15 protein-coding genes are annotated in these 17,069 nt (G+C 65.6%); 1 reads left to right on the top strand and 14 read right to left on the bottom strand.

What is annotated here, in order from left to right; all coding sequences use genetic code 11:
* Window positions 1-7: 7 nt before the first annotated feature.
* From IEY60_RS33760 to IEY60_RS33695, 14 genes are all read right to left on the bottom strand, one after another.
* Entirely contained in the window at window positions 8-1,603 is a 1,596-nt protein-coding gene (locus tag IEY60_RS33760; RefSeq protein ID WP_189034601.1) for a GMC oxidoreductase, read from the bottom strand.
* A gap of 43 nt (window positions 1,604-1,646) precedes the next feature.
* A complete protein-coding gene (locus tag IEY60_RS33755) occupies window positions 1,647-2,279 on the bottom strand; it encodes a DUF305 domain-containing protein (RefSeq protein WP_189034600.1) in 633 nt (210 codons plus the stop codon).
* The gene (locus IEY60_RS33750) at window positions 2,276-3,817 is read right to left on the bottom strand and encodes an LVIVD repeat-containing protein (protein WP_189034599.1); all 1,542 of its coding nucleotides are present in this window, start codon (window positions 3,815-3,817) and stop codon (window positions 2,276-2,278) included. Before IEY60_RS33750 ends, IEY60_RS33755 begins: the two co-directional genes overlap by 4 nt.
* 219 nt (window positions 3,818-4,036) lie before the next feature.
* A complete protein-coding gene (locus IEY60_RS33745) occupies window positions 4,037-5,308 on the bottom strand; it encodes an MlaD family protein (protein ID WP_189034598.1) in 1,272 nt (423 codons plus the stop codon).
* Window positions 5,305-6,405, bottom strand: a complete 1,101-nt coding sequence (locus tag IEY60_RS33740) for an MlaD family protein (protein ID WP_189034597.1) — start codon at window positions 6,403-6,405, stop codon at window positions 5,305-5,307. Before IEY60_RS33740 ends, IEY60_RS33745 begins: the two co-directional genes overlap by 4 nt.
* A complete protein-coding gene (locus tag IEY60_RS33735) occupies window positions 6,402-7,502 on the bottom strand; it encodes an MCE family protein (RefSeq protein ID WP_189034596.1) in 1,101 nt (366 codons plus the stop codon). Before IEY60_RS33735 ends, IEY60_RS33740 begins: the two co-directional genes overlap by 4 nt.
* Entirely contained in the window at window positions 7,499-8,569 is a 1,071-nt protein-coding gene (locus tag IEY60_RS33730) for an MCE family protein (protein ID WP_229740357.1), read from the bottom strand. Before IEY60_RS33730 ends, IEY60_RS33735 begins: the two co-directional genes overlap by 4 nt.
* A gap of 4 nt (window positions 8,570-8,573) precedes the next feature.
* Entirely contained in the window at window positions 8,574-9,611 is a 1,038-nt protein-coding gene (locus tag IEY60_RS33725; protein ID WP_189034595.1) for an MlaD family protein, read from the bottom strand.
* Window positions 9,608-10,843, bottom strand: a complete 1,236-nt coding sequence (locus tag IEY60_RS33720; protein ID WP_189034594.1) for an MCE family protein — start codon at window positions 10,841-10,843, stop codon at window positions 9,608-9,610. Before IEY60_RS33720 ends, IEY60_RS33725 begins: the two co-directional genes overlap by 4 nt.
* A 4-nt stretch (window positions 10,844-10,847) precedes the next feature.
* Window positions 10,848-11,702, bottom strand: coding sequence for an ABC transporter permease (locus IEY60_RS33715; protein ID WP_189034593.1), 855 nt, complete (start codon window positions 11,700-11,702; stop codon window positions 10,848-10,850).
* Complete coding sequence (locus IEY60_RS33710; protein ID WP_189034592.1) at window positions 11,702-12,541, bottom strand: MlaE family ABC transporter permease; 840 nt, start codon at window positions 12,539-12,541, stop codon at window positions 11,702-11,704. Before IEY60_RS33710 ends, IEY60_RS33715 begins: the two co-directional genes overlap by 1 nt.
* Before the next feature lie 32 nt (window positions 12,542-12,573).
* Entirely contained in the window at window positions 12,574-14,268 is a 1,695-nt protein-coding gene (locus tag IEY60_RS33705) for a nitric oxide reductase activation protein NorD (RefSeq protein ID WP_189034591.1), read from the bottom strand.
* Window positions 14,265-15,080: a CbbQ/NirQ/NorQ/GpvN family protein gene (locus IEY60_RS33700; RefSeq protein WP_189034590.1), complete on the bottom strand. Its 816-nt coding sequence runs from the start codon at window positions 15,078-15,080 to the stop codon at window positions 14,265-14,267. The genes IEY60_RS33705 and IEY60_RS33700 overlap by 4 nt, the downstream gene beginning before the upstream one ends.
* 1 nt (window position 15,081) lies before the next feature.
* Window positions 15,082-16,263, bottom strand: a complete 1,182-nt coding sequence (locus IEY60_RS33695; protein WP_373291803.1) for a spirocyclase AveC family protein — start codon at window positions 16,261-16,263, stop codon at window positions 15,082-15,084.
* 196 nt (window positions 16,264-16,459) lie between these two features.
* On the opposite strand from IEY60_RS33695, the gene IEY60_RS33690 reads away from it, so the two are divergent.
* Window positions 16,460-17,062 (top strand): TetR/AcrR family transcriptional regulator, encoded by a 603-nt coding sequence (locus IEY60_RS33690; protein WP_189034589.1) that lies wholly within the window; start codon window positions 16,460-16,462, stop codon window positions 17,060-17,062.
* The last annotated feature ends 7 nt before the right edge of the window (window positions 17,063-17,069 follow it).

Raw genomic sequence — 17,069 nt, 5'->3', positions numbered from 1 at the left:
CGGCGGCTCAGATCACCGTCCCCACATCGGTGCGGACGAGACTGTCGAGCGCGCGTTCGGCGACAGCGGCGATTGTCATCGACGGGTTGCACGCGGCGGTGTTACCGGGCATGAGCGCGCCGTCGAGGACGTAGAGACCGCGCTGACCGAGCACCCGCCCGTCCAGATCGCAGACCGTGCCCATATTCGCGCCACCGAGCGGATGCCAGGTGGACGGGAACACCGCGTTGGTGTCGAGGAGCATGCTGTCGGGTCCGGCGATGCGGCGCACCGCCGGGTCGATGTGACCGTCCTGAATTGCCCGGTCGCCGTCGCCAGGCCACCGCAGGGTCGCGCTGTCGGTGCCCGACTCGTAGACGAACTCGCCACGTCCGCTGCTTACGCCGTAGCCGACGAGCATCGTGCTGCCCGGGTCGACGGTCAGCGGTGGAATCGAGGCCTGGATGACGGTGAACGCCGCCTTCGGGTCCTCCCAGTTCTTGCTGCCGTACACGACCGGTCCGCCCTGTGCGGTGCCGAACCCGGCGGACGGGTTGCGCCACACATAGATTCGGTCCGCGTTGGTGCCCCACCCGCCGCCGAGTCCATCGGGCAGGTCGGGAATCTGGCCTTTCGCGCCCGCCCGCACGAGCAGCCGGGTCGTGTTGACGCTGCCTGCCGCGAGCACCAGCGTGGGAGTGGTGATGATCTTGTTCTCGAGAACGGTGCCTGCGGTGTCGAGTCGGTCGACGCGCACCACCCAGCGGCCGTCGGCGGCGCGTTCGATGTCGGTGACCTCGTGCAGGGTCTGCACGTCGACCCGGCCGGTGGCCTCGGCCGCTGCCACATAGGTGACATCGACGGAGTTCTTGCCGCCGTTGTTCACCCCCATCGCGCCGTCACCATTGGTGTAGGACGGCTTCATCTCGCCGCGCAGTTCGGCAAGCGCGTAGTTCCAGTCGATGGGCATCGGGATCTTCGACAACGGCATACCCGCGGCGCGTACGCGATCGGCGAAAATCCTTGCTGCCAGGTAGTTCTCGTGGTTGACGAGCTCGTCGGGCGCGGTGGCCAGGCCGAGCATGCGGGCGACTCGTGGATAGTGAACCCGGTCCATCAGCCCCCAGTCGAGCTCGGCAGGGAAGTGCGCCTCGAACACCTCTCGGGTGGGCTGCAGCGACATGCCCTGGTAGATCAGCGAGCCGCCGCCGAGGCCTGCGGCGCACAGTGCGGTCATCCCGGCGCCGGCCACCGCCTCCACCAGGCCGGCGTAGGGCTCGAACACCAGTGGGCGGCCGAACAATACCGGGTTGGAGCGGTGCCAGAGCAGACGTTTGTCGGGCTGCGAGGCGCGCGGGAAGGTTTCGGCGTTGGGGCCGGTTTCCCAGCGCCTGCCGCGTTCCAGCATCAGCACGTCGACGCCTGCCTGCGCCAGCCGCAGCGCGGTCACGCCACCGCCGAAGCCGGAACCGATCACGACGACCCGGCGTTCGTGCCTGGTCAGTGGCACGCCGCCGGTGCGGACCGCGATGCCGTCATGTGCCGAGGCGGTGCGCGTCGCGGCCAGGGCGAGCCCGGCGGCAGCGGCGCCGGTCAGCAGTGAGCGGCGGGTGAACTCGGACATGTCAGCAACTTTCATTGTTCGGGGCGATAGACAGGAGCGGCGGTCAGACGCCGCGTTGAGCGAGGAGTAGGTCGAGCAGCCCGGCCTCGCGGCCCTGCTCGGTCACCATGCCGCGCGCTGCGCGCTCGACTTCGCCGCCGGTGAGCAGTGCATCGGCAGCGGCGGCCATCTCGACGCCGCCGTAATGGTGGCGGCGCATGAGCTGCAGGAACAGCACCTCGGCCTGCCCGCCGCGGGCGGCGGCGAGCTGGTCGAGTTCGGCGGTCGTTGCCATTCCCGGCATTGCCGAGTCACGCGATGCGAGAGCAGCAGCCCGATGCTGGTGTGCCTCGGAATGCTGCATCCAGGCCATCGGATGCGTGGCGGTGACCGGTGCATTCGCCAACCGCAACCAGCCGAGCAGCATTCCCAGCTCGGTGCGTTGGGTGTCGGCTATCTGGCCTGCCAACGTCGACACCGACGGCTCCACACCGGGGTCGAGCCGCTGTACCAGCATCAAGGCCTGACTGTGATGCGCAACCATGTCCTGCACGAATCCGATCTCGGTCGCGTTCAGCACCGGGTGGCGCGCGGGTTCACCCGAGATCAGCACCGGCCGCAGCGCCATGCCCATCGCAAGCAGCAGCACGGCGAGTCCGGCCACGATCGCCACACGGAAAGCGCTGTGCCGGCTCATGACCCGGTGGTCGATTCCTGATCAGCGGGCGGGGTGTACACCGTCGGTGCGAGCTCGAGCGCCAGAAAGCCGTTGTCGGCACATGTGGTCCACAGCTGGCTGCCACGCCATTCGGGCGGCGAGAAGCACCAGTCCGTGGACAGATCGCCGAAAGTCAGTGTGCCGGTGCGTGAACTGAGTGCCTGCTGCGGATCGAACTGTCCCTGCAATATCGCCTGCGCCACGCTCGGCGCCGCGAGCAGCGGTGGCCCGATGATCGAGGCGAGCGCGTGCGGCGAGTTCCACAGCTCGGCGTCCTCGTTCGTGCGCGCCGGCGGGTTGAAGTAGGCGATCTCGCGAATGACCTCAGGATCGCGCACGTCGAACACACGAATACCCGAAGAGGTCCAGCTGCAGGCCAGGGCGGTGGGGTCGGCCGGCCGGTCGGCGGCGCAGTAGTGCGCGTCGTAGGCGAACAATGAGCCGCCCGAGGCCGAGGCGATCATGCTGTCCTGGTTCTCCGGCAGGTTGATCGCGAGTTTGATCGACTGCGCCAGCCGGGGTCGGCGATCGTCGGAGACGTCGATGAGCTTGACCCCGCCCGAACCCGCCTCGTCGACGGCGAAGACGTAGGGCGCACCCCGGTAGGTCACGGGAACGGTATGTTGGGTGGCCCAGCCGTCGGTCCACGGCATATCGGCGAGTTCCTGCACGCGTGGTTCGGGATCACGCCGCTGCACCGCGCTCACATCGAGGATCTTCATCCCGCCGATGTTGTTGGCCAGATACATTCGGTTGCCGTCGGGTGAGAGGCCGAATCCGTGCATCGACAACCCGGCCAGACCTTGCCAGAGCACGCGTGGGTTTGCCGGATCGGTGAGATCGACGGCGCTGAGCAGCCCAGGCGCTGTTCCTGATGCCCAGTAGGTTCGCCCGTCGGGGGAGAAGCCGCCCTCATGGGCGGTGATCGGCACCGGCAGTGCGAGGTCGGTTCCGGGACCCGGGTTGAGCAGGCGCGGGTGCGCACAGTCGGAGATGTCATATACCGACAACAGCCCGGCGCCGGTCAGCGCGGGAACGCCCGCGCCCACCAACAGTTTTCGCGCCGCGTTGACCTTGAGGCTCTCCCAGGTCCCCGCGATCATGGCTGGTTCGGTCAGGGTCGCGGTCTGCACCGGGGCGGTCGGATCGGCGACATCGAGCACGCGCACCCCGATGTCGGGACCGAGCATGTTGCCGGGAAAGAAGGTGCCGATGTAGGCGCAATGGTCGTAGGTCACCGAGGTGATGCCGCCACCACTACCTGCTGAACTGCCGAGCAGGCGCATATTGCATCGGAATCCGTCACGGGTCCGGCCGCTGTCGCGGTAGGCGGCGGGTACATCGCCCTGCAGTCCGGTTTCCGGGAGGGAGTCGGGTAGGCAGTCGGCTCGGCCCACTGCCTGCCCTGTCGGTGTACCGGCGGCGGGCTGGATGGACGCCGCACCGAGCGGGATCAGCAGCGTTACCGCCGCGACGGTGGCGCACCGTCGCGCCGTCCGTGTGAACAAGGAAGTCATGAGGTGGGTTTTGGCCCCGAGAAATGGGGCTGCCTTTCATGGAAGCTGTTGGGCGGCTGCGCTATTCAGATGCAGCCCAATGTTTGCCGCGTCAGCGGTAACTGTGTTACCGCTGGTCGGGACGCTACCACTCAGGAGGCAGTGAGAGGGACGGAATCGGAGGTATTCGGCATTTCGTTGTGTGACGTGGCCGCGGTAGAATCTGCTCCGGGATCTCCGTCAGCGCGGGACAGGGGCGTATGGGCCGCCGTAGGGAGTCGGGATGGTGAGTGGTCCGGTCGGCGAGGGGTCTGCAGTCTGGAATGGATCATCGACCGGGGGAGGCGGCACGGGGTCGTCGACAGGGCGGGGAGCGTTGCGGGCGCCGCGCGGCATCAGTGTCGGGTCGGGGTCGGTGCAGTCCGCGTGAAGGTACGGATCGGCGTAGTCGGGTATAGAACCAGCCCGCCGCGGCACGTTGTAGTCGCAGGCGTAGCGGGGGTAGATACTGGCCAGCGCCCACACGCCGCCGTCATGAAAGGCCGATGTCACGGCATCGAGGGCCGATCCGGCGCGTTGCTGGGGGAAGAAGAATTCGTTGAGGGCGGGGATCCGAGAGTAGGCGACCTGTGAGACGGTGACGAGGTTGCCCAGCAGTTGGACCATCGTCGGTGAGTTCTCCGCGAGGATGGTGTCGAGGGCGGTGAGCAGCGGTGGTGTCTGCGCGACGAGTTGTTCGAATCCGGCGGTCATCGAGGACACGCCGCCGAGCGTGGCGGACAAGTTCGTCGAGGTGGACCGCAGCGCGTTCTGACCGTCGTGCAGCGTCGCCAGAACTACTCTGCTGTTGCGAAGCAGGTTCACCGTGTGCGGCAGTGTTGTGTCCAGGGTCGAGATGAGGAACGTCCCGCCGTCGATGATCGCGGCCAGCTTGTCGGGGCCCGCCTGGCCGACACCCAGTTCCCGAGAAATCGCCGCGAGCCGAGCCGGATCGATCTGGGACAGCGTGCCACTGAGGCTTTCGAGCATGTCCGACATCGGCACCGGAGTCGACGTGCGATCGGCGGTGATCAGCGCGCCGTCGGTCAGATAGGGGCCGTCGTTACCGGCCGGGACGAAATCCAGGTACTGTTCTCCGGCCGCGGACAGGGCCGCGGCACGGACCTGGCCGGAAGTGGGGATTCGAACATTCTCATCGATGGCGGCGATGACAACCACGACCTCCCCGGCGACAGCGACAGAATCGATGCGCCCCACGCGGACCCCGCGCAAGGTGACTTCCTGTCCAGGCAGTAGCCCACCGGATCGATCCAGTTCCACGCGAACCCGATACGGCTGGCTCAGCGGATCGATGTCGAGGGTGTTGAAGAGCAGATGTCCACAGGCGCCACCGAGAATGGTGAACAGGCCCAGTAGCGATACCACCACCCGATAGTGGTGTGCGCGGCGGACGACGCCGACGAGTAGCGCTGCGGGTCCTTCCCACACGCTTCGACGAAAGGTCTCGGTCATCGTGGCGCGCCTTCCAGACGGTTGCCCAGTCGGGCGAGCATGTGCTGTAGCGAGCCGACGAATGCCGCCCAATCGGTGAGATCGGGAGGTCTGGCACCGGATGTGCTGGGAAAGGCGGGATCGGGGACCGCGATTCCCGTGATGTCGGCTTTGACGTGACCGTTGGGGCCACTGATCATTTTGATGACGATGCCGAGCATGTTGTTTACCTCGTCGAGGTCCGCCTCAGGGTTGGTGGCCGCGGCGTTGAGACCGGCGGCGAGTCGGTTGATGTTGGCGGCCATACTCGTGGGGTTGGTGCCCTGGATACTGGGAAACCGGGCAAGTTGGGCGGCGATGGTGTCGATGCGCTCCACCAGCGTGACGATCGAACCGGTGTTTTCCGCGAGAACCTGCATCGCCGGCCCGGCCGCCGCGACGGTATCGGACAGGGTTCCCTGCTGGGCGGCGACGGTCGCGCTGAGATCGGCGGCGGAGTGCAGGAGTTCGTTGATCTGCCCCGACCGAGCCGACAGTGAGCCGAGCAGCGCCCGGGTCTCGGCGAGCAGCTCGGCGAGTCGCTCACCGCGGCCGCCCACATGCTCGCTGAGGGCGGAAATCACTGTGGTGAGATATTCGATGGTGCCACCGCTGACCAGAAGTGATGCGCGAGTGAGCATTTCCTCGATCGTCGACGCGGCCGAGGTGGATTCCAGCGCAATCGCGCTACCGCTGTCGAGCATGGCGGTGCCGGGCTCGACGATCCGGGGTGGTTTCATCGCGACGAAGACATCGCCCATCGGGGTGGCCGATCGCAGCTCTGCCGACGTGCCGAGGGGAAGACGCACGGTCGAGGTGATCCGCAGGGTGACCACCGCGGTGTAGTTGCGCGCGGACATGGATTCGACCTGGCCGATGTCTGCGCCGTTGAGCTTGACCTTGGCTTTGGTAGGGAGGTTGAGGGCGTTGGAGAACGTCGCGGTGAGGGTGTAGGTGTCACCACCGAGCCCTGGTGCGGGCAGTGGCAGCCGGTCCAGCCCCACGGCGCATCCGGTGGCCGACATTGCGAGCGTGGCGGCGGTGACGACGATCCGGATCGCCTTGCCTTGACGTGTCATCGGCCGTTCTTTTCTGCGATGCCGGCCAGGATGGCGGTGATTCCGAAATCCGGGCCCATGTCCCGCATGGTCCCGGTGGCGCAGCCGAGATTCTGCAGCTGCAGCAGGTTGCAGATCTCCTTGACCATCTGGCCGTCGAGTAGCAGCCGGTTGATGTCGACCGAGGCGCGTAACGCGCCGACGTTCTGGTCGACGGAGTGATAGGCGTTGTCGACAACCAGTGGGAAGACGTCGAGAAACGCGGCGAGATTGTAATCGTACGCTGCGAGGGAACCGGTCAGGGTGTTCGCGTCGGTCGCCAACCCGGAGATGGTGCCCTGGTGGCGTCGGAGCAGATCGGTCACAGCCACGATGATTCTGTTCATTGCGGCCCCGGTCGCGCCGGCACCCAGTTGCTGCTGGGCGAGGAAATCGCTGAGCTGGGCTACGGCGCCCCCGAATTCACGCAGTGTCGCGTCGTTGCGCGCGGCGGCCGCGGTCAGTGCGTCGAGGTTGGTGACGACGGTGGTGATCGCGTCGCGGGTGGCCGCGCCGTTGTCCTGGCTCAGTTGCAGCGCACGCGAAAGCTCGCCGAGTGCGGCTCGCATGTCCTCGCCGTTGCCGCTGGTCGCCGCGGACCCCAGGTTCATCAGGTCCGCGACCGGCCCCGAACCGTTGCCGTCACCGCCGAGCGAGCTGGACAACTGCTGCGCCATCGACAACAGGGCGTCGAACTCGACCGGAGATTTCGTGTGCGCCGTGTCCAGCACCGCACCCGCGCTCAAGGTGGGCCCGCCGCGGTAGACCGGGGTGAGCTCGATGTGGCGGTCGGTGAGTATCGAGTCCGAGATCGTGACTGCTTGCACGTCGGCGGGCAGCCGAATTCTGCCGTCGATGCGCATCTGGACTTCGACCGCGGCGCCGTGGGCTTCGATGCGCACGATCCGGCCCACGCGCATCCCGAGTACCGATACCGCGTTGCCTTCGTAGAGGCCGTTGGCATTGGAGAATTGGGCGGTGATGGTGGTGGATGTTTCCGCACCGGACGAGCATCCGGCCAGACACGCGGCAGTCAGGCTGACTATGGCCAGTTTGACGGTGGACAGGGTGACGCTCATCGGCAGTCCTGGAGGTAGGGGGCTCGGCCCGCGGCGACAGCGGTGGCACTCAACGCGCACATCCAGGAGTCGATGAAAGCTCCATCGGGGGCGTTGGCGTTCAGCTCCGCGCCGGTGCCGGTGGCATTGGCGAACATTCGCCACGGCACCGGAAGAATTTGCAGGATGTTGCGGAGCAGGTCGTCGTGGCTGGTGAGCATCGCGGTCATCTCGCGCAGGTCGGTCAGTAGTTGTTCGATCTCGGTCGCCTCGCCGACCACGATCGGTTCGAGTCGCCGGACCAGGGTGGTGATCGCGTCGAGCAGTCGGCGCAGCGCGTCCTGGCGGGTGACGATGTGCCCCAGCACGGTGCTGCCCTGCCTGATGACCGCTCCGAGCTCGGCCTGTTGAGTACGGATGACGGTGCTGACCTGGCTGGTCGTGGTGAGCAGGTCGCCGATCTGCTGGCGGCGTGTCGCGATGACGGTCGACAGGGATCGGACGTCGCGCAGGATGCCGGGGACCAGGGCCGGTACGTCGTCGAGTCCGCGCGACAGCGCCGTCATCGACTGGGCGATCTGGTCGGCGTCGAGTTGATCGAAGGTGGTGGTGGCATCCTGCAGCGCGGTCTCGAGGTCATACGGAACTACGGTGTGCGACAACGGAATTCGATTGCCGGGCAGTGCGCCGACGCCGGTCGAGCGCAGTTCCACATAACGTGAGCCCAGCAGCGTGGTCAACTTGATCGCGGCCTGGGTATCGGCGCCCAAAGTGACCTCGTCGTCGATCTTCATGGTCACCTCCACGTGGTCACCGACGAGTTCTGTGCTGGTCACCGTGCCCACCGGGATGCCGGCCCAGGTCACCGAGTCGCCCGCGCCGACCCCCGCGGCCTGCGCGAATTCCGCGCGCCAGGTCCGCGACCCGAGCTGTAGGGAATTGACAGCGACCATCACGACCAGCACCAGCACCATCGTGAGAACGGCGATGAGTCCGATGCGCAGCGACTTATCCGTTTCGGTAACCTCAGCGCCGGCCCTGCCAGGAAGCGGCTGCCGACGGACGAGGGCGCGCATTCTCTTCATCATGGTCCTACCTACAGATCGCGGAGTTCTGGGAACGGCCGGTCGGGGATGCGGCTCCCAGGATCTGCGAAATCACTGGATCTACCCCTGGCACGATGCTGAATGCAATGTCGCAGACATAGGCGTTGACGAAGGCGCCGCTGTCGGTTGCCCGGACCATCGACTTGAGCAGCAGCGGAAGATTGAAACCGAGATAGGCGAAACGTTGTCTGCCGTCGACGAAATGGCTCGCGAAGCCGGGTTCGCGACGCATGAACTCGTTCAGCCACGGGCTGGCACCGTCGACGACGGTCGCGGCATCGGAGAGTACGGTGGCGATCCGGCCGGTCTGGTCCATCAGTGCCTCGCGCCGACCCTCCAGCCCGTCGAAGATCTTGCGAGTCTGGGCGATCGTCGTCTGCATCCCGGCGCTCTGCCCGGCCAGCGTGGTCATGACCACCGTGAGGTTGTCGATGAGTGCGCCGAGGATCTGGTCCGGCCCGGCGAAGGACTGTGCCAACGCGGCGGTCTCGGTGATCAGCGCGGCGACCGCGCCGTCGTCGCCCTGCAGTGCTCGGATCAACGCGGAGGTCAGATTGTCGACGTCGCTCGGTTCGAGGCTGCTGAACAACGGCTGGAATCCGTTGAGGAGCCCGGAAAGATCGAAGGAGGGTTCGGTGTGTTCGAGCGGAATCAGCGCTCCGGGAGCCAGCCGAGCCGGGTCGCCGAAGTCGGCCATGCTGAGACCGAGGTAGCGCTGGCCGATCAGATTCTGGTAGATGATCGCGGCGCGGGTGTTGCCGTAGACCGGTTGATCCTGGTGCAGCCGGAAGGTGACTTTCGCGTGCGGTCCGTGGATCGCGATGGTGTCGACTCGACCCACCTGCACCCCGGCGACCCGGACGTCGTCACCGACACGCAGTCCCGAGACATCGCTGAACACAGCGGAATAGGAATGCGTGTCACCGGCGACATCGCGTTGCAGGGTCACGCGGACCATCCACATCAAGAGCGCGGCGACGAGCAGGAACGCGGTCAGTCCAGCGAGTTCGCGTCTGCGTTTCATCGTGGTTCTCCCGCCGTCGGTGCGGCCAGGCCGAACAATTCGGCGAGGCCGACGGATTCCAGCGGCAAGCCGAGGCGCTCGGCGATATCTTGTCGGGGCTCGAGTTTGGTGACCACTTGGTCGGCGTCTCCGATGACGGGTGCGCTCGCCGCCGGGCCGTTGTGGCAACTCGCCCCGGCGAGCTCGCCGTAGCGGGGGCAGTCGGTCCGGGTGTAGTGCTTGTGTGGGGTGAGTTCGACGATGACCTTGGCAGTGCCGCTCTGCGTATCGACCTGCCAGAAGTCGTGGGCGAACACGCGCGCGATCCGGGTCTGCGAGGTCGTCATCTGCACGAAGTTGTCGCTGCCTGCGGCGAGTACCTGCAGGACCGGACCCAGTCGGGAGTTGAGATCGATCAGTGTCTCGGTCCGATTGGTCATCGCCGTACCGACCGTTTCGGAGGTAGCGACGGCACCCGTCAACAACTGCGCCAAGCGATCTCGCTGTTCGGCGATGCTGCGCATGGGCCCGACTGCGGCATGCAGAGCGGCGAGCAGGTCGGGGGCGGACTGCTGCAACCCCTGGACGCCTTCGGACAGCCCGGTGATGAGGGGAAGCCCGCCGCCGGAAGTCGCTTCGGCGTTGTAGGCGCGCACGATTCGCTCGAGTTGGGACGCGGCTTCCAGTGCGTCGCCGCCTCGGCCTCTGGTAGCTCGCTCGACGGTCTCGAAGATCCCGACGGTGGGATCGGTGCCGGGTCGTGCGACCGCGGCGGCGATCCGGCTCAACGCCGTCAGCGAGGTCTGTAGCTGCACACTGGCGCGGCTGTGATCCTCTGGAATCGACGCGCCTGCCGACAGGACCGCGCCGGGACCGTTGTCGATGAGCTGGATCGAGGGCACCGCGAACACATTGCTCGGGACCACGCGTGCCGTGACGGTGTCCGGGATTCCCGCCGCGTGCTCGGGAACCAGGTCGATGCGTACCTTGTTGGGTCGGCCGCCGGAAGCGGGGACCACCTCTGCCACGCTGCCGACCAGCACACCACGGTATTTGACGTCGGAGTGTTTCGGGAGGCCGTCGCCGACGTCGACCAGCATCGCGGTGACCTCGACGGTGTGCGCGAACGCGCCTTCGGATCGGGCGATCATCGCCGTGACCGCCGCGGCGACCACAGCGAGCGCGGCCACCCCGCGCACGAACAGCTTCGCGTTCGACAGGTGCCTGTCATCGGATTCGAACACTATCGACATCGCACTACCCGCTGATCCTGGAACCGGCGTCGAAACCCCACAGCGCCAACGTCATCAACAGATTCACCGAGATCATCACGGTGATACTCGCGCGCATCGCGCGACCGGCCGCGACACCGACTCCCTGTGGTCCGCCGCGTGCGTAGTAGCCGTAGTAGCACTGGATCGTGGTGGTGATGGTGACGAAGACGATCGCCTTCAGCAGCGAATACACGATGTCGGTGCCGCCGAGAACCAGGTCGAAATAGTGCGCGTAGGTGCCGAACGATTGGCCGCCGACCAACCCGACGAACAACTCGACGGCGAGGTAGTCCGCGGCCAGCGCGGCAAGGTACAACGGAATCACCGCCACGATCGCGGCAATCAGCCGCGTCGAGACGAGGAAGGGCACCGGGCGGATCGCGATGGCGTCGAGGGCGTCGATCTCCTCGGCGATTCGCATCGCGCCCAGCTGCGCGGTGAACCGGCACCCCGCCTGCGCGGCGAAGGCTATCGAGGCCATGATCGGAGCCAGTTCACGGGTGGCGGCGGTCGCGGCGATCATCCCGGTCGCGGGCTCCATACCGAGGAGCTTCAACGCGTTGAATCCCTCGATGCCGACGATGCCCCCCGCGGCGGCACCGAGGATGATCATCACTCCCGCTGTTCCGCCGCCGACGATGAGGGAGCCGTTTCCCCAGGTCACATCCGACAGGATCCGCATGGATTCGCGGCTGTACTGCCGCAGTGCCACCGGTATCGACACCACCGCGCGCACGAAGAACGTGAACATGTGCCCGAACCTGATGATGCCGCGCCACGGCACGGCCGCCGCGGTCATCACGGTCCGAACACCCGGTGGGAGATAGGTAGCGGCCATTACAGCGTCGTCCTCGGGAACAGCATGGTGTAGATCTGGGTGAAGCCGAGATTGACCACCATCAGCACGACAATGGAGGCCACCACGGCGGCATTGACCGAGTTCGCGACGCCCCCCGGCCCACCCCGGGTGTTCAGGCCCTTCTCACAGGCGATCACGACGACGATGACCCCGAAAACCGCCGCTTTGACCATGGCCAGATACAGGTCACCCGCAGTCGCGAACGAGGAGAAAGTAGCCATGTAGCTGCCCGGTGTTCCGTCCTGGACATAGACATTGAACAGGTAGCCGGCGAGGAATCCGACAAAGCAGCTGACACTGGTGAGAGCCATGGCGATGAGGATTCCCGCGGCCAACCGCGGCACCACGAGCTTGCGCAGCACCGAGACGCCCATGACTTCCATCGCATCGATCTCCTCGCGGATTTTGCGCGAACCCAGATCGGCGCACAGCGCCGAACCGACCGCTGCCGCGAGCAGGATGGCGGTGACCAGTGGTGCCGACTGGCGGATCACCGCCAGCCCACTCGCCGCGCCGGCCAGCGAGGTGGCCCCGACCTGCCCTGCCAGCAAACCGAACTGGATGGACAGGGTGGCGCTGATCGGTAGCGCGACCGCCACAGTCGGCAGCAGGGAGGTCTTCACCATGAACACCGCCTGGCCGACAAATTCGTCGAAGGGAAAGCGCCGCGAAGCGACATCGGTGACGAGGTAGCGAAACGCGTCTCGCCCGAGCGTGACCTGTCGTCCGACGGTCTGTAGCGAGGCAATCGGGTGGCGCCGGTTGTATTGCTTCGACCAGTCCTTGATCTCGGTGACCGCGGATGCGCTGGGTTCCACTGCGAGCCTCCTCTTTCCGGTTCGATGTCGCGCTACCGCGGTGAGGGCGCGGCGAGTTCCCGAAGCGAGGACAGGAACAGTTCATCCATGTGCGGGCTCAGTTCGCTCAGGATCGCCGCGCCGGCATGACTGGCGGAGCCGAAGACACGTTCGAGGGCGTCTGCGGGCGTGGTGGTGCCGATTGACAGACACAGGCAGGCCACACCTTCGGCACGCAACTCCTCGAGCGCCTTGGCGGCATCGGCTTCGGCATAGCGGCCTTCGTAGCCACCGTCGTAGGGACAGCCGTCCGACAGCACGACCAACAGCCGGTTCTGTGTTCCCGCTTCGTTTTTGAGGATCTCGCCCGCACCGCGGATGCCCGCCCCCAGACGGGTGTAGTTCGAAGGCTGCAGCTGATTGAGTCTGGCCCGTCCGACGGCCCCGAACCGCTGATCGAAGGTTTTGATCGCAGGCAGGTGCACCGCGTGGCGGCCCTCGGAGCGGAAGGCGTACACCGCGACACGGTCACCGAGCTCTTCGAGCGTGACGGCCAGGGTGGCGGCCGCACGCCGCTGATGTTCGTGCACGGACAGGCCTTCCAGATCGGCATCGGTGGCCGATCCGGAGGCATCGAGCAGGATCAGCACGCCGAGATTGCGTTCGAGCCTGCGGTGTTCCAGGTACACGTTCTCCGGCCGTGAATAGCCCGAACGCAGATCGACAAACAGGTCGATGAGCGCCTCGATATCGAGCTCGTCACCATCGGGGCGCCCGCGTAACACCCTGGGGCCCAGCCCTACCCGAGCCAGCCGTCGCCGTAGCACGTCGTCTTCCGGAACACGCGCGGCCGAGATATCGGTGGGAACCGTCAGCGGAAAATCGACGACTCGGCACCAATCCGGTTTGTACCGCTCGTTGAAAACATCCCACTCCGGATAGAGAGCACCGCCGATACCGGCGGCAGCGCCGGGCTTGTCGGCATCGGTGAATTTGATCCGGGTGGGCAGCGGCCTGGCCGCCGGTCCGACCATCCGCGCCCGCCGCACCGCACTGACCTGCGCTTCGGCGCCGGCGGGCCCGTCTCCGTCCGAACGTGAGCTGCCCGCTGTCTTGCGGAGGAATTCCATCACCGACTTGCCGCTGAAGAGCGGATTCTCGAAGAGTTTGAGAATCTTGCTCTCCTCGGATTTCTCGACGCTGTCCTCGAGTTCCTCGTCGGCCTCTGGTATCTCGCTGAGATCGAATTCCAGGTGTAGCTCTCGGTCGGTCGCCCGCCCGCCGGGGCGGGGATCCGACGCCACCAACTGGGAGGGCTTGATGGTGCCGAACCACTCCGGTGGCTCGGCGACCTTCACTTTTCCCTTGGCCGCCGCGAGTGAATCCGCGGCGGTCGCGGTTCTCGGTTCTCCGTCGAACCCGAGCCCGGCCGCGAGCGGAAGGCGTTCGGCGAGTTCGGTGAGGACGCGGTGGCCTTCGAGGGCCAGGTAGCGGCGCGCTGCCGAGGGACGCCCCCGCAGTGACCGCATCAATGCCGGATCCAGGCTCCCGGCGCCGAGCAGTGCGCTCTGCACGAGTACTTCGCGGCGCTGCTCGGTGTCGGTACCGCCTCCCGAAATGAAGACGATCTGGCCGTTCGTATACGGGGCCCCGCCCGCAGGCAGTTCTGCGATACCCACAGACCTGCCTGCGATGTAGGTGGCGAGGAGCCGGAACCTTTCCGGCCCGTTCGGATCGTCTGTGGTCATGGCTGCGGCAGGACGGCGTCGACGAGTTCGCCGAGGGCGGCAACGATATCCGCGTCATCGGACAGCGCCTGCACGACGGCCGATTGAACGGCAGTGCGCAGGTTCAGCCCGCCGGCCACGAGACCACCGGCGAGGATCAGCATCCGGGTGGAGGACACCTCGCGCAGCGGCGAGTTGTCCAGGTTGCGGATGGCACTGCCGACTCTGACCAGAGCCCGTGCGGTCGCGGCGTCGACCCCGGCTTCGTGCGCGATGACCTCGCGCTCGATCTCGGGGGGCGGGAAGCCGAGTTCGATGGCGACGAACCGCTGCCGAGTCGACTCCTTGAGGTTCTTCAGAACGCTCTGGTAGCCCGGGTTGTAGGAGATCACCAGCTGGAACCCGGGCGCCGCGGGCAATGTCACCCCGAGCCGGTCGACCGGAAGTTCGCGGCGGTGGTCGGCGAGCGGATGGATCACCACGGTGGTGTCCTGGCGTGCCTCCACGACCTCGTCCAGATAGAAGATGGCGCCCGCACGCACGGCCCGCGTCAACGGACCGTCCACCCAGACTGTTTCACCGCCCTTGAGCAGGAAACGGCCCACCAGATCAGCCGAGGTCATGTCCTCGTGGCCGGCGACGGTGATCAGCTCCCGGCCGAGCTCGGCGGCCATGGTTTCCACGAAGCGGGTCTTGCCGCAGCCGGTAGGGCCCTTGAGGAGAAGCGGCAGGCCGCCGACGGCGGCGGCGCGAAAGACTTCCACTTCGTCACCGACCGCCCGATAGAAAGGTGCCTGCGCAACGTCGAGTACAGCGCTGGATCGACTTGTCATGTCAGTTTCCTTTATCGGTGTCGGCGAAGGGAATGATCTTCGGCAGCTCCGCACCGTCGGGCAAGATGAGTCGGCCATTCGAATCTATATAGCCGCTGTTCCGGAAGGGGATCGGCAGATCGGGATGCGGGCAGAGCCGGTCGGTCCCTTCACCACAGATACCCATGTTGAAGTACGAGCGCTTCTGGATATCCTCGGGCCAGGGATCGGTGTGGAGGGCGAAGAACTGCGCGGGCAGGTTGTAGCCCACGAAGAAAAACGTGCTGACCGCCGCGAAGATCGCCAGGAAACGCGTGAACTGTTGTCTGACGAATCCGCCCTGGATCTGATCCAAGCCACGTTCGACGATGGTTCGGCCGCGGTCGTCGGTGAAATAGCGCAGCGAGCAGAGGCCGGCCTGAACACCGCCCCACATAAGCCCTTCGTACAGCGGCCACTGATAATAGGTGCCGGCGTTGATGGACCACTCCTGGAGTGCACCGGGGTAAGTGAAAAGTCCCATCGGCATCAGGAACAAACCTTCGATGACGAGATCGAAGAAGAACGTCCAGACGAGGAGCACACCGATCAGCCCCATAGTGCTGATATTGGGGAACCGCTGCTTGGTCTTTCGCATCACCCAGCAGCCGAGGATCGTGCACAGCAGCACGCCGTACGAGTAGCCCGGTGCGTTCATCAGGATCGGTTCGGCCATCATGGCGCCTGGTTCGCCATAGGATTGCCAGCCCGGCACGTCCTGCACCCACGAGCCCATATTGAACATCCAGGTGTTGTACGTACTCCACGTATTGAAGTAGTTCAGCAGTGGATCCTGGAAGAACATCAGACCGCAGGCCACGAACAGCATGCCGTCGAGCGTTATTCGCCGCTCCCGTAGCCATGGCCGGATTATGAAGAAATACATGCCGAACGGCAGACCGAGCAGGATCACCGCGGTCCAGACGGTGAGTATCACCTTCATGAAAGTCGGTGGATCGCTCGGTCCGGTGGGCACGCGTTCGAAATTAGGGCCGGTGATCCAGCGGATCCACACATATATCTGGAGGGCAAGAATCAAGCCACCGAGTGTGGCCCAGATCTTGACTGCTTTGCTGGTGGATTGAACTTTTGCGCCGAGGGTCGCCACGCTGCTGAGTGGTTCGGTGATGGTGGTTCCCTTTTTCGGCTCCGTCGGTCCACTCACAGCGCACCTCCTCGATGAATCGTTGTGGTCTGACGTGCGTCGATACGCGCGAAATTCGGAATGGAATCGGCGATGGCCGTGGTAGTCGATGGGGGAGTCATCGGTCACGCTCCTGAAGTATCTGTACGAATAGAAATATACCACCCGGGATCTCAGATTCCGGAGGGTTTCTTAGATTCGTGCCATAATCGCTGGCATGGCTGAGCGTTGGACCCGAGAGCGGAGACTCGAGCGCACCAGGGGGCTGCTCCTGGATGCTGCCGAAGAAGTATTTGCCGAAAAAGGCTTCGCGGCGGCAACACTCGATGACATCGCGCATGCCGCCGGCTACACCAAGGGTGCGATCTACAAGCACTTCGCCACCAAGGAAGAGCTCTTCCTCGAGGTGAACGATCGATACCTGCAGCGCTACTTCGATATGTTCGCTGAGGTGCTGGCGGCGGCATCGAGTATGGGCGCCGAAGAGCTGGACCGAGTCGGCGAGCTGTGGCGTCGGCTCGGCGCCGACCGCGGTACTGATCACGCCGCGCTCGGTATGGAGTTCACTCTGTACCTGCTGCGCAACCCCGAGGTTCGGGAACGAGTCGCTGCCCGGCGGGAAGAGGCGGTAGAAGCCCTGGGGCGGTTCATCGTCGAGAATCTCGACCGCCTCGGAGCGACCTCGCTGATTCCGCCGATGACGATGGCGAGGGTGCTCATCCACACGACGCCGTCGGTCGTGCTCGGCACCGAACTCGACGGCGTCGACCTCTACGGACCGATCCTCGAGATGTACATGTCGGCGATCAAGCTGCCCTGATCGCGAT

It is taken from the genome of Nocardia rhizosphaerihabitans, assembly GCF_014646295.1.
In the GTDB taxonomy this organism is placed as follows: Bacteria; Actinomycetota; Actinomycetes; order Mycobacteriales; family Mycobacteriaceae; genus Nocardia; species Nocardia rhizosphaerihabitans.
This window is presented reverse-complemented; position numbering and strand designations above follow the sequence as displayed.